The organism is Streptomyces sp. NPDC012474 (genome assembly GCF_042955185.1).
Lineage (GTDB): Bacteria > Actinomycetota > Actinomycetes > Streptomycetales > Streptomycetaceae > Streptomyces > Streptomyces cahuitamycinicus.
Genome location: NZ_JBIBEP010000006.1, coordinates 256,989 through 280,117, shown reverse-complemented (window position 1 = coordinate 280,117; position 23,129 = coordinate 256,989). Strand labels below are relative to the sequence as shown.

Annotated in this window: 20 protein-coding genes; 6 read left to right on the top strand and 14 right to left on the bottom strand. The window is 72.8% G+C overall.

Annotated elements, in window-relative coordinates; translation table 11 throughout:
- Window positions 1-7: 7 nt before the first annotated feature.
- Window positions 8-1,309 carry an MFS transporter gene (locus ACFY9S_RS16475; protein WP_391128369.1) on the bottom strand — a complete coding sequence of 434 codons (1,302 nt, stop codon included), beginning with the start codon at window positions 1,307-1,309 and terminating at the stop codon, window positions 8-10.
- A 72-nt stretch (window positions 1,310-1,381) separates the two neighbouring features.
- Between ACFY9S_RS16475 and ACFY9S_RS16470 the strand changes: the two genes are divergently transcribed.
- Window positions 1,382-2,392, top strand: a complete 1,011-nt coding sequence (locus tag ACFY9S_RS16470) for a helix-turn-helix domain-containing protein (protein WP_391128367.1) — start codon at window positions 1,382-1,384, stop codon at window positions 2,390-2,392.
- Here the strand turns inward: ACFY9S_RS16470 and ACFY9S_RS16465 are convergent.
- The 3 genes from ACFY9S_RS16465 to ACFY9S_RS16455 all read right to left on the bottom strand — a co-directional run bounded on the left by ACFY9S_RS16465 (window position 2,382) and on the right by ACFY9S_RS16455 (window position 5,619).
- On the bottom strand, window positions 2,382-3,431 hold the full coding sequence (locus tag ACFY9S_RS16465; RefSeq protein WP_391128364.1) for an alcohol dehydrogenase catalytic domain-containing protein: 1,050 nt from the start codon (window positions 3,429-3,431) through the stop codon (window positions 2,382-2,384). The two genes, ACFY9S_RS16470 and ACFY9S_RS16465, sit on opposite strands and share 11 nt — an antisense overlap.
- Entirely contained in the window at window positions 3,431-4,579 is a 1,149-nt protein-coding gene (locus ACFY9S_RS16460; RefSeq protein ID WP_391128361.1) for an acyl-CoA dehydrogenase family protein, read from the bottom strand. Before ACFY9S_RS16460 ends, ACFY9S_RS16465 begins: the two co-directional genes overlap by 1 nt.
- Window positions 4,580-4,704: 125 nt before the next feature.
- The gene (locus ACFY9S_RS16455) at window positions 4,705-5,619 is read right to left on the bottom strand and encodes an SDR family oxidoreductase (protein ID WP_391128358.1); all 915 of its coding nucleotides are present in this window, start codon (window positions 5,617-5,619) and stop codon (window positions 4,705-4,707) included.
- 104 nt (window positions 5,620-5,723) lie between these two features.
- Here ACFY9S_RS16455 and ACFY9S_RS16450 point away from each other — a divergent pair, with 104 nt between their 5' ends.
- A complete protein-coding gene (locus ACFY9S_RS16450) occupies window positions 5,724-6,650 on the top strand; it encodes a cyclase family protein (RefSeq protein ID WP_391128355.1) in 927 nt (308 codons plus the stop codon).
- A gap of 500 nt (window positions 6,651-7,150) precedes the next feature.
- On the opposite strand, the gene ACFY9S_RS16445 is transcribed toward ACFY9S_RS16450, so the two are convergent.
- From ACFY9S_RS16445 to ACFY9S_RS16430, 4 genes are all read right to left on the bottom strand, one after another.
- Window positions 7,151-7,627: an ATP-binding protein gene (locus ACFY9S_RS16445; RefSeq protein WP_391128803.1), complete on the bottom strand. Its 477-nt coding sequence runs from the start codon at window positions 7,625-7,627 to the stop codon at window positions 7,151-7,153.
- A gap of 443 nt (window positions 7,628-8,070) precedes the next feature.
- Complete coding sequence (locus ACFY9S_RS16440) at window positions 8,071-8,991, bottom strand: acyl-CoA dehydrogenase family protein (protein ID WP_391128352.1); 921 nt, start codon at window positions 8,989-8,991, stop codon at window positions 8,071-8,073.
- A gap of 6 nt (window positions 8,992-8,997) precedes the next feature.
- Window positions 8,998-10,131: an acyl-CoA dehydrogenase family protein gene (locus ACFY9S_RS16435; RefSeq protein WP_391128349.1), complete on the bottom strand. Its 1,134-nt coding sequence runs from the start codon at window positions 10,129-10,131 to the stop codon at window positions 8,998-9,000.
- Window positions 10,131-11,327, bottom strand: a complete 1,197-nt coding sequence (locus ACFY9S_RS16430; protein ID WP_391128346.1) for an amidohydrolase family protein — start codon at window positions 11,325-11,327, stop codon at window positions 10,131-10,133. The genes ACFY9S_RS16435 and ACFY9S_RS16430 overlap by 1 nt, the downstream gene beginning before the upstream one ends.
- A gap of 89 nt (window positions 11,328-11,416) precedes the next feature.
- Here ACFY9S_RS16430 and ACFY9S_RS16425 point away from each other — a divergent pair, with 89 nt between their 5' ends.
- The gene (locus ACFY9S_RS16425; RefSeq protein WP_391128343.1) at window positions 11,417-12,919 is read left to right on the top strand and encodes an AMP-binding protein; all 1,503 of its coding nucleotides are present in this window, start codon (window positions 11,417-11,419) and stop codon (window positions 12,917-12,919) included.
- A gap of 28 nt (window positions 12,920-12,947) precedes the next feature.
- Here the strand turns inward: ACFY9S_RS16425 and ACFY9S_RS16420 are convergent, their stop codons facing one another.
- Both ACFY9S_RS16420 and ACFY9S_RS16415 read right to left on the bottom strand, forming a co-directional pair.
- Window positions 12,948-13,460 (bottom strand): EF-hand domain-containing protein, encoded by a 513-nt coding sequence (locus tag ACFY9S_RS16420; protein WP_391128340.1) that lies wholly within the window; start codon window positions 13,458-13,460, stop codon window positions 12,948-12,950.
- 168 nt (window positions 13,461-13,628) lie between these two features.
- Complete coding sequence (locus ACFY9S_RS16415; protein ID WP_102913061.1) at window positions 13,629-14,009, bottom strand: STAS domain-containing protein; 381 nt, start codon at window positions 14,007-14,009, stop codon at window positions 13,629-13,631.
- Window positions 14,010-14,369: 360 nt separating this feature from the next.
- On the opposite strand from ACFY9S_RS16415, the gene ACFY9S_RS16410 reads away from it, so the two are divergent.
- Both ACFY9S_RS16410 and ACFY9S_RS16405 read left to right on the top strand, forming a co-directional pair.
- Window positions 14,370-14,951 carry a sigma-70 family RNA polymerase sigma factor gene (locus ACFY9S_RS16410; protein ID WP_391128337.1) on the top strand — a complete coding sequence of 194 codons (582 nt, stop codon included), beginning with the start codon at window positions 14,370-14,372 and terminating at the stop codon, window positions 14,949-14,951.
- A complete protein-coding gene (locus ACFY9S_RS16405; protein WP_391128335.1) occupies window positions 14,948-16,303 on the top strand; it encodes a maleylpyruvate isomerase N-terminal domain-containing protein in 1,356 nt (451 codons plus the stop codon). Before ACFY9S_RS16410 ends, ACFY9S_RS16405 begins: the two co-directional genes overlap by 4 nt.
- Window positions 16,304-16,364: 61 nt before the next feature.
- On the opposite strand, the gene purU is transcribed toward ACFY9S_RS16405, so the two are convergent.
- The gene (purU, locus tag ACFY9S_RS16400) at window positions 16,365-17,246 is read right to left on the bottom strand and encodes a formyltetrahydrofolate deformylase (protein WP_391128332.1); all 882 of its coding nucleotides are present in this window, start codon (window positions 17,244-17,246) and stop codon (window positions 16,365-16,367) included.
- Window positions 17,247-17,318: 72 nt separating this feature from the next.
- The gene (locus ACFY9S_RS16395; protein ID WP_102912438.1) at window positions 17,319-17,819 is read right to left on the bottom strand and encodes a hypothetical protein; all 501 of its coding nucleotides are present in this window, start codon (window positions 17,817-17,819) and stop codon (window positions 17,319-17,321) included.
- Window positions 17,820-17,936: 117 nt separating this feature from the next.
- On the opposite strand from ACFY9S_RS16395, the gene ACFY9S_RS16390 reads away from it, so the two are divergent.
- Window positions 17,937-19,247 carry an ABC transporter substrate-binding protein gene (locus ACFY9S_RS16390; RefSeq protein WP_391128330.1) on the top strand — a complete coding sequence of 437 codons (1,311 nt, stop codon included), beginning with the start codon at window positions 17,937-17,939 and terminating at the stop codon, window positions 19,245-19,247.
- Between the two features lie 43 nt (window positions 19,248-19,290).
- On the opposite strand, the gene ACFY9S_RS16385 is transcribed toward ACFY9S_RS16390, so the two are convergent.
- Window positions 19,291-21,255 carry a hypothetical protein gene (locus ACFY9S_RS16385; protein ID WP_391128801.1) on the bottom strand — a complete coding sequence of 655 codons (1,965 nt, stop codon included), beginning with the start codon at window positions 21,253-21,255 and terminating at the stop codon, window positions 19,291-19,293.
- 296 nt (window positions 21,256-21,551) lie between these two features.
- Window positions 21,552-22,937, bottom strand: coding sequence for a transcriptional regulator (locus ACFY9S_RS16380; protein WP_391128327.1), 1,386 nt, complete (start codon window positions 22,935-22,937; stop codon window positions 21,552-21,554).
- Between the last annotated feature and the right edge of the window lie 192 nt (window positions 22,938-23,129).

Genomic DNA, 23,129 nt, shown 5'->3' with positions numbered 1-23,129 from the left:
GTTCCTCTCAAACCGTCGCCGCCACACCCCCCGTCCTCCTCCGGATCACCAGCGCCATCAGCGCCGCCGCCGCGCACAGCGCCCCCGACGCGTACCAGACCACGTCGTACGTGCCGAAGGTGTCGCGGGCGACGCCGCCCAGGAAGGCGACGAGGGCGGCGCCGACCTGGTGGGAGGCGAGGACCCAGCCGAAGACGATCGCGCTGTCCTCGCCGTACCACTCGCGGCACAGGGCGAGGGTCGGCGGGACGGTGGCGACCCAGTCGAGGCCGTAGAAGACGATGAAGAAGATCATCGGCGGTTGGACCGCAGGGCCCAGCAGGAGCGGGAGGAACATCAGCGACACGCCCCGCAGCGCGTAGTACACCGCCAGCAGGCGGCGCGGCTCGAAGCGGTCCGTGAACCAGCCGGAGGCGATCGTGCCGACGACGTCGAAGACACCGATGACCGCGAGCAGGGAGGCGGCGGCCTGCACGGGCATGTGGTGGTCGTGGGCCGCGGGGATGAAGTGGGTCTGGATCAGGCCGTTGGTGGAGGCCCCGCAGATCGCGAAGGTACCGGCGAGCAGCCAGAACGGGCCGGTGCGCGCGGCGGAGAGCAGGACGCTCACGGCCCGGCGGGCAGCGCCGGGGACGGGCGGCGGCTTCGGCACGAACTCGGCGGCGCCGTACGGCTTCTGACCCACGTCCGCGGGATGGTCGTGCAGCAGGAGCCAGACGAACGGGACGACCGCGAGCGCGGCGAGGGCGACCGTCACGGCCGCCGGGCGCCAGTCGTAGCGCTCGATGATCCAGGACAGCAGCGGCAGGAAGATCAGCTGGCCGGAGGCCGAGGCTGCGGTGAGGATGCCGCTGACCAGGCCGCGCCGTTCGGTGAACCAGCGGTTGGTGACGGTCGCCGCGAAGGCCAGCGCCATGGAGCCGGAGCCGAGTCCGACCAGCAGGCCCCAGCACAGCATCAGCTGCCAGGCGGCGGTCATCCACACGGTGAGCCAGGAGCCGGCCGCGATCACCGTCAGGGCGACCGCGACGACCCGGCGGATCCCGAAGCGGTCCATGAGGGCCGCCGCGAACGGGGCCGTCAGCCCGTACAGCGCGAGATTCACCGAGACAGCGGCGCCGATGGTGCCTCGAGACCAGTCGAACTCGTCGTGCAAGGGGTCGATGAGCAGGCCCGGCACGGAACGGAAGGCGGCGGCGCCGATGATCGTCACGAAGGTGACGGCGGCGACGAACCAGGCGCGGTGCACCCGGGCACGAGTCGGCTTCGGCGGCTGACGGACGGCCGCCGCATCGGTTGTCTGGGTCACGCCATAGAGCTTCCGATCTGCCGGTGCACTCCATCGAGTGGCCCGAAGGCCAGCATTCGTTAGGATCGGGCCATGAGCCGTGAGACGGAGTTCCGCCCGCACCGCGTCGCCGTCCTCGCCCTCGACGGCCTGCTCCCCTTCGAGCTGGGCATCCCGCACCGCATCTTCGGCCGCCCCAGGGACGCCCGGGGACGCCTGCTGTACGACGTGGTCACCTGCTCGATCCGCCCCCCGGGCCCGGTGCGGACCGACGCCGACTTCGCCATCCAGGTCGAGCACGGCCCCGAGACCCTGGCGACCGCCGACACCGTGATCGTCCCGGCGTCGTACGAACTCGGCCCGGTCTTCGAGGAGGGCGTGCTCACCGCCGAACTGGCCGCCGCCCTCGCCCACGTCCGCCGCGGCACCCGGCTCGCCTCGATCTGCACCGGCGTCTACGTCCTCGCCGCCGCCGGTCTCCTCGACGGCCGGCCCGCCACCACTCACTGGGCCGACGCCGACCGCTTCCAGCGGCTCTTCCCGCACATCCGGGTCGACCCGGACGTCCTGTTCATCGACGACGGCGACGTCCTGACCTCCGCCGGCGTCGCGGCCGGAATCGACCTGTGCCTGCACATGGTGCGCCGCGACCACGGCACCGCGGTCGCCAACGACGTGGCCCGCCGCACGGTCGTGCCGCCGCACCGCGACGGCGGTCAGGCGCAGTACATCCACCGGCCCGTGCCCGACCCGCAGCAGGCGACCACCACCTCGGCCCGCGCCTGGGCCCTGGGGCGTCTCCACGAGCCGATCCAGCTGCGCGACATGGCGGCCCAGGAGTCCATGTCGGTGCGCACCTTCACCCGCCGCTTCCGCGAGGAGACCGGCGTCAGCCCCGGCCAGTGGCTCACCCAGCAGCGCGTGGAGCGGGCCCGGCACCTCCTGGAGTCCACCGACGGCTCCGTCGACCGGGTGGCGCGGGAGGCGGGCTTCGGCACGGCCCAGTCGATGCGTCAGCACCTCCAGGCGGCCCTCGGTGTCACGCCCACCGCCTACCGGCGCACCTTCCGGGCGGAGCACGACACCGCCGCCGTCAGAAGGTGAGCACGGCCCGCGCCACCCGCCCCGCCTCCGCGTCCGCCGCCGCCTTCTCGAAGTCCCCGACCGGATAGGTCCGGGTGACCAGTTCGTCGAGCAGGAGGCGCCCTTGGCGGTACAGCGCGGCGTACAGGGCGATGTCCCGCTGGGGGCGGGACGAGCCGTAGCGGCAGCCCAGGATGGACTTGTCCAGGTACATCGAGGAGACGCGGAAGGACGCCTCGGCCGTGGCCGGCGGGACGCCGAGCAGGATCGCCTGGCCGTGCCGGTCCAGGGCGTCGATCGCCTCGCGGATCAGTGCCACGCGGCCGACGCACTCGAAGGCGTGGTCCGCGCCGGTGGGCAGGAGGTCGCGCACGCCCTCGGTCGAGGTGAGGAAGTCGGTCGCGCCGAACCGGCGTGCCATCTCCTCCTTCGCCGGGTCGGCGTCGACGGCCACGATCCGCCCGGCGCCCGCGAGCCGCGCCCCCTGGAGCACGTTGAGGCCGATGCCGCCCGTCCCGATGACGAGGACGCTGTCGCCCCGGTCCACCCGCGCCCGGTTCAGTACGGCGCCCACCCCGGTCAGCACCCCGCACCCGATGAGCGCCGCCGACGTCAGCGGGATGTCGTCGGGGATCCGGACCGCCTGCACGGCCTTGACGACCGTGCGTTCGGCGAACGCCGAGTTGGACGCGAACTGGTGCACCGGCGAGCCGTCGTGGCGGAACGGCCGGCCCGGGCGGCCGATGGCCTGCCGGCACATGGTCGGCCGGCCCCGGTCGCACTCCGCGCACGTTCCGCAGTTCGCCAGGGTGGACAGCGCCACATGGTCACCGGGCGCGACATGGGTGACGCCCCCGCCCACCGCCTCCACGACCCCGGCCCCCTCATGGCCCAGCACCACGGGCACGGGGAAGGGTATGGTCCCGTCCACCACCGACAGATCGCTGTGGCACAGCCCGGCCGCCGCGATCGCGACCCGCACCTCGCCCGGCCCGGGCTCGCGCACCTCCAGGTCCGCCACGACCCGGGTCTGCTTCCCGTCGAAGATCACGCCTCGCATCACACGGCTCCCTTGGGCTCCCTGGGCAGGCCGAGCACGCGCTCGGCGATGATCGTGCGCTGGATCTGGTCCGAGCCGCCGTAGATCGTGTCGGCCCGGGAGAAGAGGAACAGGTGCTGGGAGGCGTCCAGTTCGTACGGCGCGGAGGCCGACCAGTCGGCGGGGCCCACCGCCGCCGCCGCGCCCCGCACCAGCACCGCCAGCTCTCCGAGCCGCTGGTGCCAGCCCGCCCACAGCAGCTTGGCCACGCTCGGGGCACCCGCGTCACCGGAACCCCCGAGGGTGCGCAGGGCGTTCCAGCGCATCGTCCGCAGCTCGGCCCACTGCCGCACGAGCCGCTCCCTGATGACGGGGTCGTGCACGGCGCCCGACTCCACGGCGGCCCGCACCACCGCGCCCAGTTCCTCGGCGAATCCGATCTGCTGGGCCAGCGTGGACACGCCCCGTTCGAAGCCGAGCAGGCTCATGGCGACGCGCCAGCCGTTGCCCTCGCCGCCGACGACGTGCTCGGCGTGCGCGCCGTCGTAGAAGACCTCGTTGAATTCGCTGGTGCCGGTCAGCTGGCGGATGGGGCGGACCTCGATACGGCCGGGCTGGTCCATGGGGACGAGGAGGAAGGTCAGCCCGTGGTGCCGTACGGAGCCGGGTTCGGTCCTGGCCAGCACGAAACACCAGTCCGCCTCGTGCGCGAGCGACGTCCAGATCTTCTGCCCGGTGACGCGGTACGTACGGCCGTCCGGTCCGCGCACGGCCGTGGTGCGGATGCCGGCCAGGTCCGATCCTGCTCCGGGTTCGCTGTAGCCCTGGCACCAGAGTTCCGCCCCGGCGGCGATCGGCGGGAGGAAGCGGGACTTCTGCTCGTCGGTGCCGTGGGCGACGAGCGTGGGGGCGAGCAGGTTCTCCCCGATGTGCCCGGAGCGCGGGGGTGCCGCCGACCGCGCGTACTCCTCGGCCCAGACGACCTGCTGGGTGAGGGTGGCCCTGCGATTCCCGTAGCCGTCCTCGCCCCACCCGAGTCCGATCCACCCGGCAGCACCGAGGGTGCGCTCCCAAGTGCGGCGGTCGGCAGCGCCGCTGACGTGCGAAGCCAGCCAGTCACGAGCTTCGCTGCGGAACGCCTCGTGCTCCGGGCCGAAGTCGAAGTCCATCAGGGTTCTCCTCTCGATGCCGCAGGGGCGGATTCCCCAGGGGCGCGGGGCTGTATCGATGTGCGGCTCCGCCGCGCGGGCGCGACAAGCCACAGCGCACCCGCCACACCACGCCCGCTCCCGAACTACCGGGCGTTGGGCCGCTCCCCCTCAGCCGCCGCCCTCTCCATCTCCCGCACCCGCTCCAGCAACGGCATCGGATCCACCCCCACCGACCGGGGCAGAAACTCCGCGATCCTCTCCACGGTCCATCCGCCGGAGGCATACGCGGCGCGCAACTCCCGTGGCTGGGCCCACAGCGCGATCTTCGCCCCGGCGACCGTGTACACCTGCCCGGTGATCCCCTCCCGGGAGGCGGCGTCGGACAGCAGGTACACCACCAGCGCGGCGACGTCCTCGGGCTCCCCGATCTCGGCCAGTTCCGTCGGCACTCCCGCCGACATCCGGGTCCGCGCGACCGGCGCCACGGCGTTCGCGGTCACCCCGTACTTGTGCAGCCCGAGCGCGGCGCTGCGTACCAGCGAGATGACGCCGCCCTTCGCGGCGCTGTAGTTGGCCTGTGAGACGGATCCCTGGTGGTTGCCGCTGGTGAAGCCGATCAGCGTCCCGGCCCGCTGGCCGCGCATCACCGCAGAGGCCGCCCGGAACACCGTGAAGGTGCCCTTCAGATGGGTCGCGACGACCGGGTCCCACTCCTCCTCGGTCATGTTGAACAGCATCCGCTCGCGCAGGATCCCGGCCACGCAGACCACACCGTCCAGCCGCCCGTAGGACGCCAGCGCCACGTCGACGACCCGCTGCCCGCCGGCCATCGTGGAGATGTCGTCGGCGACGGCCACCGCCTGCCCGCCCGCGGCCTCGATCTCCTTGACCACGGCCTGGGCGATCTCACTGGTCGGTGACGCGCCGTCGACCGAGACGCCGTAGTCGTTGACGACGACCTTCGCCCCCTCGGCCGCCGCCGCGAGCGCGACCGCCCGGCCGATGCCCCGCCCGGCGCCCGTGACGGCGACGACCTTGCCTGCCAAGAAGTTCCCCACGCCCGGCCCCTTCCCGTTCCACGGTTTCTGACGGACCGTTAGATTCTCGATTCCCGAATTCTACGACCCGTCAGATACGGGAGGGCAAGCCCTGGGGAGGACTCATGTCACTGCCGGACGCGTTCCACGACATCGCCAAGCGCGTGAACAACTGGGGACGTTGGGGATCCGACGACGAGATCGGGACCCTGAACCTGATCACCGACGAGGTCGTCAGGCGGGCCGCGGCGACCGTCCGCACCGGCCGGCGCATCCCGCTCGCCCTGCCTCTCCAGCAGGACGGCGTGCAGACCGGCATGATCCCCGGCCGCGTCAACCCCCTGCACGCCATGGTGCAGATCAACCAGGAGATCTTCGGCCCGGGGACGGTCGCGTGCAGCGACGACGTCGTGACCATGGGACTCCAGGCGGCCACCCACTGGGACGCCCTGCCCCACGTCTCACACTCGGGCCGGCTCTACAACGGCCGCCCCGCCCACACCGTCACCGCGCACGGCGGCGCCGGGTTCAGCGGCATCGGCACGGTCCGGCACGTCGTCTCGCGCGGGGTGCTGCTGGACGTCGCCCGGGCCCGCGGCACGGACCGGCTCGACGGCGGGTACGCCGTCACCCCCGAGGACCTGGACGCCGCCGAGGAACTGGCCGGGACACGGGTGCGGGCGGGGGACGTCGTCCTCGTGCGGACCGGGCAGATCCGGGCCTGCCTGGCCGGAGACCGGCACGGCTATGCCCACCCGTCGCCGGGGCTGTCGATCCGGACGCCGGAGTGGTTCCACGCGCGTGATGTCGCGGCCGTCGCCAACGACACCCTGACCTTCGAGGTGTTCCCGCCCGAGGTGGAGGACCTCTGGCTGCCGGTGCACGCCCTCGACCTCGTAGAGATGGGCATGCCACAGGGCCAGAACTGGAATCTCGAAAAGTTGTCCACAGCCTGTGGAGAAGAAGGGCAGTACGCGTTCCTGCTGACGGCGACCCCGGAGCCGTTCACCGGGGCGACCGGCTCTCCGGTGGCTCCCGTCGCCGTCCTGTAGGCCGACGACCCGGGGCCCGCCCGCCGGACGCGCGGCGGACCGGCACGGCCGGGCCGCCATCCGCCGCAGCTGGATGGCGGCGCCGCGCTGCTCGCCCCGAGCACGGCAGCGCGCGCCGCCACCCGACTCCGGCGCTCCCGCCCCGGCTCCCCGCCCCTGAAGGGAGCCGACGCCGAATCACGACTCACACTCGCCGAGGGCTGCCGTCCACCGAAGCCCTCGTCGTCCCCTCACGGCGAATCGCTGCCCACCAGAGTGAGCAAACGGTCACGACGCGTCAACAGGAGTTCGGGGAAATGTCTTTTAGGTGGCTTTTGCCGTGGGCGCGCACGGAAGCACGTCCCGGCGCATCGCCGCATGCCCCGACAGAACCCGCCGGCCCGCCGTGCATCCGTGCCCCGGCCCCGCCGCACGAACCCGCGGCATGTGCCGCCGTACACCACGCCCTACCGGAACGGGCGGCGGCGCTACGCCACACCCCGCCGGAACGGGCGGCGGCATCACACCGCCTCGTACGCCAGACCCTCGAAAGCCGCCCCGCCGCACGCCACCGCGCCGCCCCCGCACGACGCCGCGAGGTCCGGGGACTTGGCGCACCGGTCCACTTCGCACCAGATGCGCTTGCCGGCGGCCTCGACGCTCCAGCCCCAGCGGTCGGCGAGGCCGTCGACGAGCGCCAGGCCCCGGCCGCCGGTCGCTTCGTCGCCGACGCACCGGGGCACGGGGGCCCGGCCGCTGCGGTCCGCGACCTCCAGACGGACGGTGGACTCCTCCGTCACCACGTGCGGCAGGGACAGCCGCAGGACGGCGGGACGGCCGGTGTGCACCACGGCGTTGGTGACGAGCTCGGAGACGAGCAGGATCAGCGTCTCGGCGAGGGGTTCGTCGGCCTGTATGCCGGACCCGGCCAGGCGGGAGCGGGCCCACCGCCGGGCTCGCCCCACTTCTGCGGGGTCGGGCCGGATCTCCAGCTGCACTTGAAGCACCTGCACCGCTCACACCATCCGAACCGGCGGACACTTAGGCTCGCGCCTCACGAAGGCCACGATCGTAGCCATTTTCTGCATGGCCAGAACAACGGCCGGGGCAAGAATCACAGAACGTGAATCCCTTGTGGGACAGCATGGTTGACGTACAGTCACGCCAACAAGCGCTTCGGGCATATTCCAGCGCGAAGGAGTACCCCTGCGGCATACTGTGCGACGCTCGCCGCGGGCAGTCGAACAGGCGGCGCCACGGGGTCGCACTGCGCTCGGAGCCACTCGCATTTGACACAAGGTACCGGAGCAGGCAATCGACTCCAGGTCGTAGCGAGTCACACTGAGGACACAAGCCGATATCAACGCTCCGTGATTCCGGTATGCCACGATCCGCGACACATCCGGGAGCGGTCGCGGCGATATCGCAGCCAGACGGCCTGTCAGGCCGTCTCCGACGCCAGAGCCGTCGCCAACAGCTCCTCACTCTCCGTAACTCCGCCCGTACGGTGGGTTCGAACCCATGCACGCTTCAGATGCAGATGGACCTCGGACTCCCAGGTGAAGCCCATCCCGCCGTGGACCTGGAGACAGTCGCGGGCGCCGCGCACGGCGGCCTCGTCGGCGAGGATCCGGGCCGCGGCGATGTCGGCCGGGTCGCCGGTGACGGCGGCCGCGTAGACCGCCGCGCGGGCCGTCTCCGCCCGGACCAAGATCCCCGCGCACAGATGTGCCACCGCCTGGAAGGCCCCGACAGGCCGTCCGAACTGTTCGCGGGTCCGGGCGTGTTGCGCCGCCAGTTCGCAGACACGGGTGGCCGTGCCGAGTTGCTCGGCGGCGGTGAGCAGGATCGCGACGGGGTCGGGGGCGGGCCGCGCGGCGGGCACGCGGTGCAGGGGCGTCAGCGGGTCGAGCGAGCGCAGCGGCACGGCCCCGGTGGTGTCCCCGCGTACGGTGTCCGCCTCCGCCAGCCACTCCACGAGCCCGCCGTCCACGGCCGCCACCACCGTATGCCCGGTGGCCGCGCCCGGTACGGCACCGGCCGCGAGGTGGGTGGCGACGAGCGGCCCGGGCAGCAGCGCCCGCCCCGCCTCCTCGAACACCAACACGGCCTCCGCGAGCTCCAGTCCGACCCCGCCGTCCGCCTCCGGCAGCCGCAGCGCGAAGAACCCGAGGTCACCGAGGGCCCGCCACAGCCCCCGGTCGAGCCGTGGCGGCCCGGCCGCACGCCCCGCCCCCGCCCCGCCGGCACCGTCGGCTGCCTCCACCGCCGCCCACAGCGCCCGGCCGTCGAACCGCCGTGCCAGCGCCTCGCGCACCCCGTCCCGCAGCGCCCGCTGGTCGTCCGTCAGCCGGAACCGCACGGCACCTCACCGTCCCTTCGGCAGGCCGAGGATGCGCTCGGCGATGATGCTGTGCTGGACCTGCGACGTGCCGGCCGCGATGGTGTACGCCAGGGCGGAGAGCCGGTCGAGGGTCCACGGCCGGTCCAGGTCGAGGCAGTCGGGACCCAGCACCTCGGCGGCAGCGTCGTAGAGCTCCTGGCGGGCGTGCGAGTAGCGCAGCTTGAAGACCGAGCCGCCCGCGCCCGGCACTCCGCCCGAGGCCTCCGCCGCGCTCACGTTCCACTGCGTGAGCCGCCACAGTGCCCGGAACTCCGCGTTGAGCCTGCCCAGCCGCCGTCTGAGGACCGGGTCGTCCCAGCGGCCGTTCTTACGGGCCTCGACGGCCAGTTCGGCCAGGACGCGGCGGCAGGCGACGACCTCGCCGGCGAAGGCCGTGCCCCGCTCGAAGGACAGCGTCACCATGGTCACGCGCCAGCCGTCGTTCTCGTCCCCGACCCGGTTCGCCACCGGCACCCGCACGTCGTCCAGGAACACCTCGGCGAACTCGGCCGGCCCGGCGAGCGTGCGCAGCGGCCGTACGGTGATGCCGGGCGCGTCCATGGGCATGGCCAGCCAGGTGATGCCCCGGTGCTTCGGGGCGGCCGGGTCGGTGCGGACCAACAACTCGCACCAGTCGGCGACTTCGGCGTGCGAGGTCCAGATCTTGGAGCCGGTCACCACGTAGTGGCCGCCGTCGCGCCACGCGCGCGTGCGCAGGGCCGCGAGGTCGGAGCCGGCGTCCGGTTCGCTGAAGCCCTGGCACCAGACCTCCTCGCCGCGCAGGATGGGCGGCAGCCAGCGCGCCCGCTGGTCCGGGGTGCCCTCCGCGGCGATCGTCGGGCCGGCGTGGAGCAGGCCCACGAAGTTGGCGCCCACATAGGGTGCGCCGGCCTTCTCGGTCTCCTCCAGGAAGATCAGGCGGACGCTCGGGGTGGCGTCCCAGTGGACGCCGGCGTATCCGGCCTCGTACAGCCTGCGCTGCCAGTCGAGATCGTAGGCCCGCCGCGCCGGCCAGTCGTCGGGGGACGGCCTGGGCGGGAGACCGGGGAGCGTTCGCGCGAGCCATTCCCGAAGCCGGGCCCGGAACTCCTCCTCCTCGGGCGTGTACGACAGGTCCATCAGCGGTCGAGGTCCAGGTCCAGCATCCGGATGGCGTTGCCGCGCATCAGCTTGTACACCGTCTCGTCGTCGAGGCCCTTGACGTGGTCGAGGGCGACCTCCTTGGTGTGCGGGAAGGTCGAGTCGACGTGCGGGTAGTCGGTCTCGAAGGTGGCGTTGTCGCGGCCGACGACGTCGATCGACGCCACGCCGTGTTTGTCGCGGAAGAAGCAGCAGAACATCTGCCGGTAGTAGTACGTCGACGGCGGCTCGGGGGTCGTGTCGCGGACGCCGCCCCAGGCGCGGTGCTCCGCCCAGACGTCGTCGGCACGCTCCAGGGCGTACGGGATCCAGCCCATCTGGCCTTCGGAGTAGGCGAGTTTGAGGCGCGGGAACTTCACCAGGACCCCGCTGAAGAGGAAGTCCATCATCGAGGCCATCGCGTTGTTGAAGCTGAGCGAGGCCTGGACGGCGGGCGGTGCGTCCGGGGACGCGGCCGGCATCTGGGACGAGGACCCGATGTGCATGTTGACGACCGTCCCGGTGTCCTGGCAGGCCGCGAAGAACGGGTCCCAGTAGCCGGAGTGGATGGACGGCAGCCCGAGGTGGGTCGGGATCTCCGAGAAGGTCACCGCCCGCACCCCGCGCGCGGCGTTGCGGCGGATCTCCGCGACGGCCAGCCCGATGTCCCACAGCGGGATCAGGCACAGCGGGATGAGCCGCCCGCCGCTGTCGCCGCACCACTCCTCGACCATCCAGTCGTTGTAGGCGCGCACGCAGGCCAGGGCGACCTCCTTGTCGTGCGCCTCGGCGAAGGTCTGGCCGCAAAAGCGCGGGAAGCTGGGGAAGCAGAGGCTCGCCTCGACGTGGTTGAGGTCCATGTCCTTCAGACGTTCCTTGGGGTCCCAGCAGCCGGGCCGCATCTCCTCGCGGGTGATGCCCTCCAGGGTCATCGCGTCCCGGTCGAAGCCGACGGCGGCGATGTTGCGCTTGTACGGGAACTTCAGGTCCTCGTAGATCCACCAGTCGGTGGGCTGGCCGTCCGGGTCCATGGTGATCCGGTACTTGCCGCCGACGTAGGCGAGTTCACCGATCCCGGCGGTCAGCGGCCGGGGTCCGCGCTCGCGGTACCTGGCCGGCAGCCAGGTGTCGAAGAGGTGGGCGGGCTCGATCACGTGGTCGTCGACGCTGATGATGCGGGGCAGTTCGGTCGCCATGGGTCCCCTCCGCCGGACGGTACTTATCTGATGCAGCGTCAGATAGCATCCCACCTGACGACCCGTCAGCCAAGCAGCAGGGGGCAGCCGTGAACGAGACCCCGCACGCCCTGAGCGCGTCCCGCACCCTGTGGGACCTGGTCGCCCGCCGCGCCGCCCTCACCCCCGGCCGGCCGCTCTTCCTCCAGGACGGCCGCACCCTCACCTTCGAGGAGCTGCACGCGCGTGCCGAGCGGGTCGCGGCCGGGCTGTACGGCATGGGCGTGCGCCCCGGCACGGTGGTCGCCTGGCAGCTGCCCACCCGTATCGAGACGGCCGTGCTGTCCTTCGCCCTGGCCCGTCTCGGTGCCGTGCAGACCCCGATCATCCCCTTCTACCGGGACCGCGAGGTCGGCTTCGCGCTGCGCGAGTCCAGGGCGGAGTTCTTCGCGGTGCCGGGCACCTGGCGCGGCTTCGACCACGGGGAGATGGCCCGGCGGCTGGGCGCGAAGGGCGTCTTCGAGGCCTACGACGGCCTGCCCGACGGCGATCCGTCCCTCCTGCCTCCCCCGCCCCGCGACGGCACCGCCGTCCGCTGGATCTACTGGACGTCCGGCACGACCTCCGACCCCAAGGGCGTGCTGCACACGGACCGTTCGCTGCTCGCGGGCGGCTCCTGCCTGGCGCACGCGCTGCGCCCCTCGGCGGACGACGTGGGCTCGATCGCCTTCCCCTACGCCCACATCGGCGGACCCGACTACACGGTGATGCTGCTGCTGTACGGCTTCCCGGCGGTGCTGTTCGAGCAGTTCGCGCTGCCGGACGCGCTGGCGGCGTACCGCGCGCACGGGGTGACGATGGCGGGCGGGTCGACGGCGTTCTACTCGATGTTCCTCGCGGAGCAGCGCAAGCGGCCGGGAGAGCCGGTGGTGCCGGCCCTGCGGCTGCTGGCGAGCGGCGGGGCGCCCAAGCCGCCGGAGCTGTACCACGCCGTCGTGCGCGAGATGGGCGTGCAGCTCACCCACGGGTACGGCATGACCGAGGTGCCGATGATCACCATGGGGTCGCCGGACGACACCCCCGAGCTGCTGGCGACGACCGAGGGGCGGCCACCGGAGGGGATGGAGATCCGGATCGTGGACGGGGAGGTGCGGCTGCGCGGGGAGGCCGTGTGCCGGGGGTATCTGGACCCGGGGCAGACGGCGGAGGCCTTCGACGAGGAGGGGTTCCTGCGCACCGGCGACCTCGGGCGCCTGACGGACACCGGGCACCTGGTCCTCACCGGCCGGCTCAAGGACGTGATCATCCGCAAGGGCGAGAACATCTCGGCCCAGGAGATCGAGGACCTGCTGCACCGGCATCCCGCGGTCGCGGACGTGGCGGTGATCGGGCTGCCGGACGCGTCGCGTGGGGAGTTGGTGTGCGCGGTGGTGGAACAGCCCCCGGGATCCGAGGCGTTGACGCTCGCCGCCGTGACCGGCTTCCTGCGCGCCGAGGGGCTGTCGGTGCACAAGCTGCCGGAGCGGCTGGAGGTGGTGGCCGCCCTTCCGCGGGGCGAGACCCTGCGGAAGGTGCTGAAGTACAAGCTCCGCGACCGCTACGCGGGCACGTGACCCCGTCGGGCACGCGCCCGTGTTCAGGCTATTCGGGCACCGTGAAGTAGCGGGCGAAGGCCGGGATGACCTCGGCCTCGCCGACCTTGCCGTCACCGTCCGTGTCGAGCGTGGCGACGGCCGGGCCCGCGATGTCCTCGGGGACGCCGAGGCACTTCAGGACACGGCCGGCCTCCTCGATCGTCGCGGCGCCGTCCCCGTCGGTGTCGGCGACGTCCAGGGCCGCGTGCAGGAAGGGGCGGGCGATCTCGGCGAACCGGTCGGGGTTGTCGCGCAGGCGCTTGACCGCGCCGTTGACGAACTCCTGGCGTGTGATGCGCTGGTCGCCGTCGCGGTCCGCCATCCCGGCCATGCCCTGCCAGAAGGCCTCGGCGCCGCCGTACAGGGCCTGACCCTTGTCGGACCGGGCCGTCACGGCGAACTCCGTGAGCAGCGCCTTGGCCGCGCCGTAGAAGTCCTCGCGGTCGATGTAGCCGTTGCCGTCCTGGTCGAAGGTGGCGAACCGGGCGGCGATCCTGCGCTCGTACTCGCTGCTGACCATGTCTCTTTCGGGCCGCCTTACGTCGGGTGGGGTGTGTCTCGGTCGGAGCGTACGACGGAGGGAGCCGTTCGGGCGCGGGAAAACGTCACTTGTGCCAAGACCGGGGGAATTCCGGGACAACGGCGTGCCGGAACGGCGACACTCCGTCCACCGTGCGTCATCGCGCTGTCACGCGGACAGGGGTTCACCCTCGTCGCCGAGGGCCGCGTTCACATCGCCGTACACGTCGAACAGCCTGCGTACACCCAGCGCGCCGAGGACCCGGTTGACGTGGGACCCGTCGGCCGCGCCCCGGGCGGGCAGCACCAGGCGCAGCCGGCCCTGGCAGGAGCGGATCAGCCGGCGGGCCGCGATGAGCACGCCGACGCCGCTGGAGTCGCAGAAGAACACCTCGGACAGGTCCAGGACGAGACAGTGGTGTCCCTCGGCCACCACGTCGTGCACGCGCTGACGCAGCACCGGTGACGTCACCAGATCCAGTTCGCCCGACACCTGGAGCACGGCCCATTCGCCCTGCTCGCCGCCGGTCACTTTGAAGGTCACCACCACGCCCCTCGCTCGCCAAAACGGAAGCAGACCCTACGCTTCCTTGCAGCGCGGCTGCCCAGCGGCAGTTCCCTGAAACACAACCCGAAAAACGGATCCCCCGCGGAAGAGGCTTGTTTTAGTCGGCTTCGATCCTGTTCGATCCTCTTCAGTCAGGTCTGATCAGAGGGCGGTGGGGTAGGCGCGAGCCCAAAGGCATCCGGTGCGAGCCCCGCGCCCCCTACCACCTGCGGCCGGTCGGGGGGCGCACATTGCCACAAAGGGGCGTGCGCTAGCAGACGTGCCGACTACATTCGAGGAGACACCGGAGACAGGCTGGACAGAGCACGCGTGCGGGAGACGAGCAGGGGGTGAGGGGGCCACATGGCGAAAAAGGACGTACCGCCTCGCTGGGACCGCAAGATGCAGCAACGGCTCGCCCGCGGGGAGGCCGCCGCCCTCGGTGAGCTCTACGACCGGTTCGCCTCCCTCGTACACGGCCTCGCCCACCGCGTACTCGGCGACGAGCACGCCGCCGACGGCATCACGCGCGAGGTCTTCGTCCACGTCTGGGAGCACCCCGACTCCTACGACCCCCGGCAGGGCCCGCTGCGCACCTGGGTCGCCACGCTGACCCACCGGCTGGCGGTGCAGCGGCTGCGCGCCACCGAGACCGCCGCACTCGCCCGCGAAGGCTCCGGCACCGCGGAGGAACTGGAGCACAAGGTGCGCCGCGCCTCGGTCGCCGCCCGCGCCGACTACATCGTCCAGTCCATGCCGGTCCCGCTGCGCTCGGCCCTGGAACGGGCCTACTTCCAGCGTCGCGACTACCGCCGGACCGCGGCCGACCTCGGCATCACCGAGGACGAGGCCCGCCGCCGGCTGCGCCTGGGCCTGCAACTGCTCTCCACCGCCCACGACACCGAGGCTCCGGGCGCACCGCCCGGATACGGGGGTGCGGTGTGAACGGGCCCGAACGGTTCGAGGCGCACGACGGCGACGAGGGGGAGAACGAACCCGAGGAGAAGGACAACACCCGGGATGAAAGCGGCGTTCAGGGTGAAGGCGTCGATACCGGGCGCGGTGACACCCCTGGGCACGGGCGGCCGCCGCGGATCCCCATGCCCCGGGCCTCCGTCGAGGACGGTGGACTGCCGCTGGCCGCGCCGGCGGACCTCGGCCTCACGGCACCGCCGCCCGCCCCGCCCGTCCTCGAACACCCCGTACTGAAGGCCCTGCTCGGCGCCTGGGCGCTGGCCGCCTGCTCGGCCGAGGAGGCCACGGCCGTCGAGGAGCACCTCGGGGACTGCGGCTCCTGCGCCGACGAGGCCCGGCGGCTGCGCGAGGCGGTCGGCCTGCTGCAACGCCCCGAGAGCCTCGACCTGGACCCGGGGCTGCGCACCCGCGTACTGGACACCTGCCTGGAGCGGCGCCCGCCGCGCATTCCGGTACCGGACTGGGCCGCCGCCTACGACGCCGAGACCGCGCGGCTGGACGCCCTGCTCCAGGACTTCGGCGACGCCGAGTGGCACGCGCCGGTACGGCTGCGCTGGTTCCGCTCCGACGCGGCGACGAGTCGCCGCACCACCGTCGCCGGGGTCATCGCGCATCTGCTCAGCGTCGACGGCCTGGTGGCGGTCGCGCTCGGCCTGGACGACCCGCTGGGCGACGTCCCGGCCCGGCGCCCGACCCCGGCGGCCCGCACCGAGGCGTTCTGGCGCGCCTCCCACTTCCCGCCCACCCGGTTCGTCCGCGCACCCTGGCGGGAGCAGAGCCACAGCCTGGTGCGCGCGGTGTCCTTCACGGGCGGCGGCGCGGGGAAGACGCCGGTGTCGTACGGCGACTTCGAACTGCCCCTGCACGACGCGATGCTCGACCGCGCCTTCGAGTGCTGGGTGCACGCGGAGGACATCGCCGACGCGGTCGACTACCCCTACGCCCCGCCCTCGCCGCGCCATCTGCACCGCATGATCGACCTGGCGGCCCGGATGCTGCCGACGGCCCTGGCCCACCGCCGCCGGGCCGGTCTGGCCTCCGCCGCCCCCCATCGTCATCTGGTCGCGGCGGGCGAACCGGGCCGCAGCCTCCGCCTGGAGATCGAGGGCTCGGGCGGCGGCGAGTGGCTGATCCCGCTGGACTCCCCCGCGGCGAAGGGCTCCGCCGAGCACGAGGTGGCCCACGTGGCCCTGGACGGCGTCGAGTTCTGCCGCCTGGCCGCCGGCCACGTGCCCCCGCAGGAGGCGGCGGCGGGGCAGGTGGGAGATCGGGAGGCGATCAGGAACGTCCTGTTCGCGGCCGCTTCACTGAGCCGGATGTGAGTAACTCGGGGCGCGGGGAACTGCGCGACAACCACACACGACCCGCACCCGGCAGGACCTGCTAGGCGAAGATCACCGTCCGCCGCCCATTGAGCAGAATCCTCCGCTCGGCATGCCACTTCACGGCCCGCGCCAGCGCCTGGCACTCCACATCACGCCCGATCGCGACAAGCCCTTCCGGCGTCACATCGTGCCCGACCCGCTCGACCTCCTGCTCGATGATCGGCCCCTCGTCGAGATCGGCCGTCACGTAGTGAGCCGTCGCACCGATCAGCTTCACACCCCGGGCGTGAGCCTGGTGATACGGCTTCGCGCCCTTGAAGCTCGGCAGGAACGAATGGTGGATGTTGATGATCCGCCCCGAGAGCGCCTTGCACAGGTCGTCCGAGAGCACCTGCATGTACCGGGCCAGCACGACCAGCTCCACGCCCTCGTCGCGCACGATCCCCAGCAGCTGCGCCTCGGCCTCGGCCTTCGTGTCCTTCGTCACCGGGATGTGGTGGAAGGGGATGTTGTAGGACGCCACCAACTCGGCGAAGTCAGTGTGGTTGGACACCACTCCGGCGATCTCCACCGGCAGCGCGCCGGTGCGGGCCCGGAACAGCAGGTCGTTCAGGCAGTGCCCGAACTTGCTGACCAGCAGCAGGATGCGCATCCGCTGGTCGCCCCGGTGGATCTGCCAGTCCATCTGGAACGAGTCACCGATCGCCGCGAAGCTGGCCCGCAGCTTCTCCACGGTCACGGGCGCGTCCGCCGAGAAGTGGACGCGCATGAAGAACAGTCCCGTGTCGTGGTCGCCGAACTGCTGGCTGTCCTCGATGTTGCAGCCGGTCATGAACAGATAGCTCGACACGGCGTGCACGATGCCCTTCCTGTCCGGGCAGGAGAGGGTGAGGACGTACTGGTCGGCCGGGACCGCGGTGCTGGTGGACTGCTCGTTCATGCAGGACAGGGTCCCACAGGGGACCACACCACCGGCAATCGTCCCGCTGCGCGGAACCGCTGCGCGGAACCGCTACGCGGACCTCGTCATGATCTGCAGCACGTCCAGGCTGCGCGGCGCCGTGTCCGGCTCCTCACCGTCACCGGCCGCGAGCCTCACATGCGCCTCCCGGGCCGCCCGGACCGCCTCCGGCCACGCCTCGTGCTCCAGATACGCGGCGACCGGAGCGTCCGGCCCGACCTGGTGCATGATCCGCAGCACCCGCAGCACCGCGCTGTCGACGAGGGCCGCCTCCTGCGCGTCGCGGAAGATCGTGCCGACGTACTTCTCGGCGGACCAGTGGTCCAGCCAGGTGTCCTCGACCAGCCGGTACACCGCGTCGGTCACGTCGCCGTAGCCGTCCACGCCGGCCAGCCAGACGTCCCGCTGGAACCCGGGATCGGAGAGCATGTGCAGGGCCGAGCGCACGTTGCTGCGCCAGCGCCACCACGGCATGTCGTTGACAGGCATGCCGCCCATGGTGGATGAGCGACGGCCACGACGGGAAGAGTTCTCCGAAGCTTGCACGGTCATCGATCGTACGTTCCCCTCCACATCGGTCACATCCACCCCCGCAATTCACCTGCGCGTCACCCATTGTCGACCTGCGATCACTCACGGGTTGGCCGTGTGACGGAATCGTGCGGAACCATGACCGGCAGGCGACGCACCCGCAGCACATTCCTCCCCGGCCTCCTCACCCGTCACGCCAGAAAAGGCGTCCTGTCCGCGGGCACGGCGGTCGCGTGCGCGTCGCTCCTCGCCGGATGCGGTGTCGTCCCCGGCACCACGGCGGGTGCCGGGGACGACACCATCACCGTCATGACCTGGGCTCCGCAGAGCACCAAGGCCACCAACAAGCCCGGCATGCCCGCCTTCGCCCACGCCTACGCCCGCTGGATCAACGCCAAGGGCGGGATCAACGGCCGCAGGCTGAACGTGCTGACCTGCAACGACCACAACGACAGCGTGGCCGCCGCCAAGTGCGCCCGGCGGGCGGTCAAGGAGAACGTGGTCGCGGTCGTCGGGTCCTACAGCCAGTACGCGGACTCCTTCTTCCCGTCGCTGGAGGGCGCCGGCATCCCCTACCTGGGCGGCTACGGCGCCACCAACGCCGAGTTCACCAGCCCCCTGTCGTACCCCGTCAACGGCGGCCAGCCCGCGCTGCTGGCCGGTCTCGGCAGTGCCCTCGCCGAGTGCGGGCCCGTCGCGCTGATCAGGCCCGACACCATCACGGGCGACCAGCTGCCCCCGCTGCTCGACTCCGGTCTGAAAGCGGGCGGGCACCGGGCCTCGAACGACCAGCGGGCCGCGGAGGACGCCACCGAGTACGACGGCCAGGCCGAGCGCGCTCTGCGCACGACGAGCACCGACACGGCGGACCAGGGGTGTGTGGTGCCCGCCCTGGGGGACCGCAACGGCACCTTCATGGACTCCTTCCGGCGGGCCCGCGAGGACTACCCCGAGGTGCGGACCGCCACCGTGCTGGGCAGTGTCGACCAGACGGTGATCGACGCCACCGGCGGGGCGTCGGGCCCCTACGAGGGCTCGTACATCACCGGCTGGTACCCGGTGGCGAGCGATCCGCGCTGGGACGGGATGAAGCGGGTGATCCGCGAGCAGGCCTTCGGCGACAACCGCATCGACCCCGCGGACGCCGGAGTGCAGACCACGTGGATCGCCTACACGGTGTTCCGGCAGGCCGTCGAGTCGCTCGGCGACGGCGAGGTGTCCGCCGACACGGTCACCGAGGTCCTGGACGACGGCCTGGAGGTCACCACGGGCGGCCTCACGCCGACGCTGCGCTGGCGGTTCCAGGACAAGCTCGCCGCCGTGGGCTTCCCGCGCCTGGTCAACGCGAACGTGACCCTCCAGGTGGTGCGGGAGGGACGGCTGGTCTCGGCGCGCAAGGGTTTCGTCGACACGACGAGGACGCTGCAGGACGCCGACGTGAACTACTGAGCGTCTCCGCCCGGCAGTTCACGTCCCGCCCGGACCGCCCCCGTCACAGCTGCGTCGGCTGCCGCTCGGTCAGGCCGTACTTCTTCGCGATCCCGTTCCACAGCCCGGCCGCCTTGGCCTTCTCCGTGGTGGCCACGCCGCTGGCCCGGTTGCCGGCCTGGGTCTGGCCGGTGGGCCGGGCCTGGCCCTTCCTGCAGCCCTTCTTGCCGGCGGTCTGGTCGGCCCAGGCCGCGTAGTGGTTGTCGGCCGAGGCGGAGGCCTGCCAGGCCTTGGTGAGGGCGGTGGTGAGCGCGGCGTGGCCGGGCAGCTCGTCGACCTCGATGCCGGAGAGCCGGGTGACCAGCCCGGTGCGCTGCTTGGCCGCGTCCCGCAGGTCCTTGGCGGCCTGGGAGAGGTTGTCGCAGCCCTTGACGTCGGCGACGGCGTTGATCACCATGCTGCGGCTGTTGCCGCTGTCGGCGAGCAGCTTGTCCAGCTCGACCGCCTGGGCCCGGGCCGGGTCGGCGGACGGGGAGGCGGAGCCGTCCGCCGCGGGTGCGGAGGCGGCCACCGGCTTGTTGTCGCCGCCGTCGTCGTCACCGCCGCCGCCACCGGCGAGCAGCGCGCCCGCGCCGACGCCGAGAACGGCGATGCCGATGCCGACGGCGGCGATGACGGGTACGCGCGAGCCGGCACGGCCACCGCGCGACCGGCCTCCGGCGGGCGGGTCCTGGGAATTCCGGGGAGCGGCGTACGAGGGCTGCGGCCCGGGCTGCTCGATGCGGGGCATCTGCTGAGTGGCCCCTGCGGGGCTCTCGGCGCCCCCCTGGCTGCGGAAGAGGTTGTCGAACTCGGCGGGCGGCTGCTTGTCCCCGCCGGGCACCGGCGGGATGTACTGCGTCGCCTCGGCGTCCGGATGCGAGGTGGCCGGCAGCGGCCCGGCTCCCGCCCCGGTCCGGCGCCCGGTCCCGAGGAACCGCGTCGCCTCGGGGTCCTCACCGGAAGGCATCTCGGGCGGCAGCGCCCCCGGGCCCACCGGGGGTATGTACTGCGTCGCCCCCTCGTCGCCGGACGGCGCGACGGGCGGCAGGTACTGCGTGGCCGCGGCGGCCGCGTCCCCCGCGACCGGGGGTATGTACTGGGTCGCCCCCTCGTCGGCGGGCGCGGGCTGGGGGACTCCCCCGTCGGTGGACCCGTAGGCACCGGACACCGGCGGCAGACCGCCGCCGTACGACTCGGCGCCGGGCTGCGGCCGTGCTCCCCCGCCCGGGGTGCCGTACGCGTCAGCGGCCGACGGCAGACCCGTCCCGTGCGCACCGGATCCCGGCTGCGGCTGGGCGCCGCCCCCGTCGGAGGCGCCGTACGCACCGGCGGCCGGCGGCAGACCCGCCCCCTGCGGATACCCGTACCCGGAGCCGCCCGGCTGCCCCTGCCCGCCGGAGCCCGGCCGTGGCTGAGCGCCGCCCCCGTCGGAGGCGCCGTAGGCGTCGGGGCCCTGCGGCTGGGCGCCGGAGCCGCCGGGGGCGCCATACGCACCGGCGGCCGGGGTGCCGTACGCGTCAGCGGCCGGCGGCAGACCCGCCCCCTGCGGATATCCGTACCCGGAGCCGCCCGGCTGCCCCTGCCCGCCGGAGCCCGGCTGCGGCTGCGCGCCGGAGCCCTCCGGGGGCCGGGGGGCTCCCGCGCCGGCGGTGCCGTACGGGTCGTAGCCGGTGTGGCCCGCGGGCGGCTGGGCCGTGCCGTACGGGCCGGGGTCGGCCGGTGGGCCCGCGTAGAGGTTCGGGGGCTGGGCGCCCTCCGGCGGGAGTGCGCCCGGCGCCTGCGCGTCCCACGCGGGCGGCTCCTGCGTGCTCCACTGCTGGGGCTGGGACTCCCAGGTCTGGCCCGGCGAAGGGGGCGGGGTCTGCTGCCGGTCGGGGCCCCACGGCTGGCCCCAGGTCTGGCCCTCCGCGGGGGCCGAGGCCTGCGGTCCGCCCGCCGGGGGCGGGACGGGCCGGCGGCCCTGGGCGTCGCCCGGTCCGCCCGTCATGCCCGGCAGCAGGGGCTCGCCACCGTCGGAGGGCAGCACGATGCCTTCGCGCGCGGGGCGCGCCGAGGGCTCCTCGCCCTGTCCACTCTGCGTCACCGGGACTCCTACTAATGGGGGACCTTGTGAATCGTCGGGTCACGCTACCGGGTCCCCAGAGCCCCGTGCCACGCAGCACAGGGCCCGGCCTCCGGCCCTGTGAGCGCGGTAACACCAGCGGGTCACGGCACGTTGCCCAGGTCACCTCCTCCGCGCCCAGCAGCCGTTTCCCGCACGTCACGTATCGGCAGACCCTGTGTTCACGCCGCCGTCTGCAGGTCGAGCCGCGCCCCGAACTCCCTCACCACCGCCTCGTCCCGGTACGGCTCCAGCCGTTGCTGGAAGTCCTCCAGGTACTCGGCGCCCCGGTTGGAGCGCAGCCCTTCCAGCAGCTCCACGGCCTTCATGCCGGTGTTGCACGCCTCTTCGATCTCCCGCTGCTGCACCTGCGCCGTGGCCAACAGCACATAGCCGATGGCCCGGCGGCGCGCCCGCGTCTCGGGATGCCCGGCCAGCGACTCCTGCGCACACCGGGCCGCCGCCTCGGCCTGCCCCAGGTCCCGGTGGCAGTGGGCCAACTCGTCGGCGAGGTAAGCCTCGTCGAAGTGCGCGATCCACACCGGGTCGTCCCCGGCGGCCGGGTCGGCCGCCTCCAGGGCGCTCACGGCGCGCCCCGCCGAGGACTGGGCGGCGCGCACGTCGCCCATGAGGGCGTGCCCGCGCGCCTCCGCCGCGAGGAACATCGACTCCGCCCGCGGCGACACACGCCCCCGCGCCCCTTCCTGCGCCGCCCGCGCCAACTGCGCGATCTCCCGCGGGTTTCCGAGCTGGGCGGCGAGATGGCTCATGGAGGCCGCGAGGACGTACCCGCCGTAGCCGCGGTCCCCGGCGGCCTGCGCCAGCCGCAGCGCCTGGATGTAGTAGCGCTGGGCCAGGCCGGGCTGGCCGGTGTCGACGGCCATGTACCCGGCGAGTTCCGTCAGCCGGGCCACCGCGCCGAACAGGTCCCGCCCGACCGCCTCCCGGTACGACCCCGCCAGCAGCCCCGAGACCACGCTGTTGAGGTAGTGCACGACGACCGGCCGCACATGCCCGCTGCCGTACTGGTGGTCGAGGTCCACCAGCGCCTGGGTCATGGCCTGCACCGCCCGCACGTCGGACTGCCCCACCCGCGGTCCGGCCGAGCGCGAGACCTGCGCGTCGGGCGCGGAGATCAGCCAGTCCCGGCTGGGCTCGACCAGCGCGGACGCCGCGACGGAGGAACCGGACAGGAAGTCCCGCCGCCCCACGTCACTGCGCCACAGCTCGCAGACCTGCTCGATGGCCCCCAGCACCGTCGGCGAGAACTGGAGGCCCACACCCGAGGCGAGGTTCTTGCCGTTGGCCATGCCGATCTCGTCGATCGTGACCGTACGGCCGAGCTTGCGGCCCAGCGCCTCGGCGATGATCGCCGGTGCCCGGCCCCGCGGCTGCTGCCCGCGCAGCCAGCGCGCCACCGACGTCTTGTCGTAGCGCAGGTCGAGGCCGTGCTCGGCACCGCACATGTTGACCCGGCGGGCCAGGCCCGCGTTGGAGCATCCGGCTTCCTGGATGAGCGCCTGCAGCCGTTCGTTCGGCTGACGGGCGACGAGAGGCCTTGCGGCCATGGCGTACCCCCTGAGGCTGCGGTGCCTGCCCACGCACCGAGTTGACGTGTCTTCCGCGGCCGAACCCCTCACGTCCCGGCGAAAGGATCCGGCCGTGAAGATCAATGCCCCGCCGACCAGGCGAAAATGCGAGACATGTGAGGAATGCCGGGGTAACGGCTGCTGCCGGCCCCACTCGTGGTTACCCAGCTC

Excerpts from the sequence above, each read along its gene's own strand:
- ACFY9S_RS16470 (WP_391128367.1), top strand. The coding sequence starts at position 1,382 with ATGAGCCGTGAGACGGAGTTCCGCCCGCACCGCGTCGCCGTCCTCGCC.
- ACFY9S_RS16465 (WP_391128364.1), bottom strand. The coding sequence starts at position 3,431 with ATGCGAGGCGTGATCTTCGACGGGAAGCAGACCCGGGTCGTGGCGGAC.
- ACFY9S_RS16460 (WP_391128361.1), bottom strand. The coding sequence starts at position 4,579 with ATGGACTTCGACTTCGGCCCGGAGCACGAGGCGTTCCGCAGCGAAGCT.
- ACFY9S_RS16450 (WP_391128355.1), top strand. The coding sequence starts at position 5,724 with ATGTCACTGCCGGACGCGTTCCACGACATCGCCAAGCGCGTGAACAAC.
- ACFY9S_RS16435 (WP_391128349.1), bottom strand. The coding sequence starts at position 10,131 with ATGGACCTGTCGTACACGCCCGAGGAGGAGGAGTTCCGGGCCCGGCTT.
- ACFY9S_RS16430 (WP_391128346.1), bottom strand. The coding sequence starts at position 11,327 with ATGGCGACCGAACTGCCCCGCATCATCAGCGTCGACGACCACGTGATC.
- ACFY9S_RS16420 (WP_391128340.1), bottom strand. The coding sequence starts at position 13,460 with ATGGTCAGCAGCGAGTACGAGCGCAGGATCGCCGCCCGGTTCGCCACC.
- ACFY9S_RS16410 (WP_391128337.1), top strand. The coding sequence starts at position 14,370 with ATGGCGAAAAAGGACGTACCGCCTCGCTGGGACCGCAAGATGCAGCAA.
- purU (WP_391128332.1), bottom strand. The coding sequence starts at position 17,246 with ATGAACGAGCAGTCCACCAGCACCGCGGTCCCGGCCGACCAGTACGTC.
- ACFY9S_RS16395 (WP_102912438.1), bottom strand. The coding sequence starts at position 17,819 with ATGACCGTGCAAGCTTCGGAGAACTCTTCCCGTCGTGGCCGTCGCTCA.
- ACFY9S_RS16390 (WP_391128330.1), top strand. The coding sequence starts at position 17,937 with ATGACCGGCAGGCGACGCACCCGCAGCACATTCCTCCCCGGCCTCCTC.
- ACFY9S_RS16385 (WP_391128801.1), bottom strand. The coding sequence starts at position 21,255 with ATGACGGGCGGACCGGGCGACGCCCAGGGCCGCCGGCCCGTCCCGCCC.
- ACFY9S_RS16380 (WP_391128327.1), bottom strand. The coding sequence starts at position 22,937 with ATGGCCGCAAGGCCTCTCGTCGCCCGTCAGCCGAACGAACGGCTGCAG.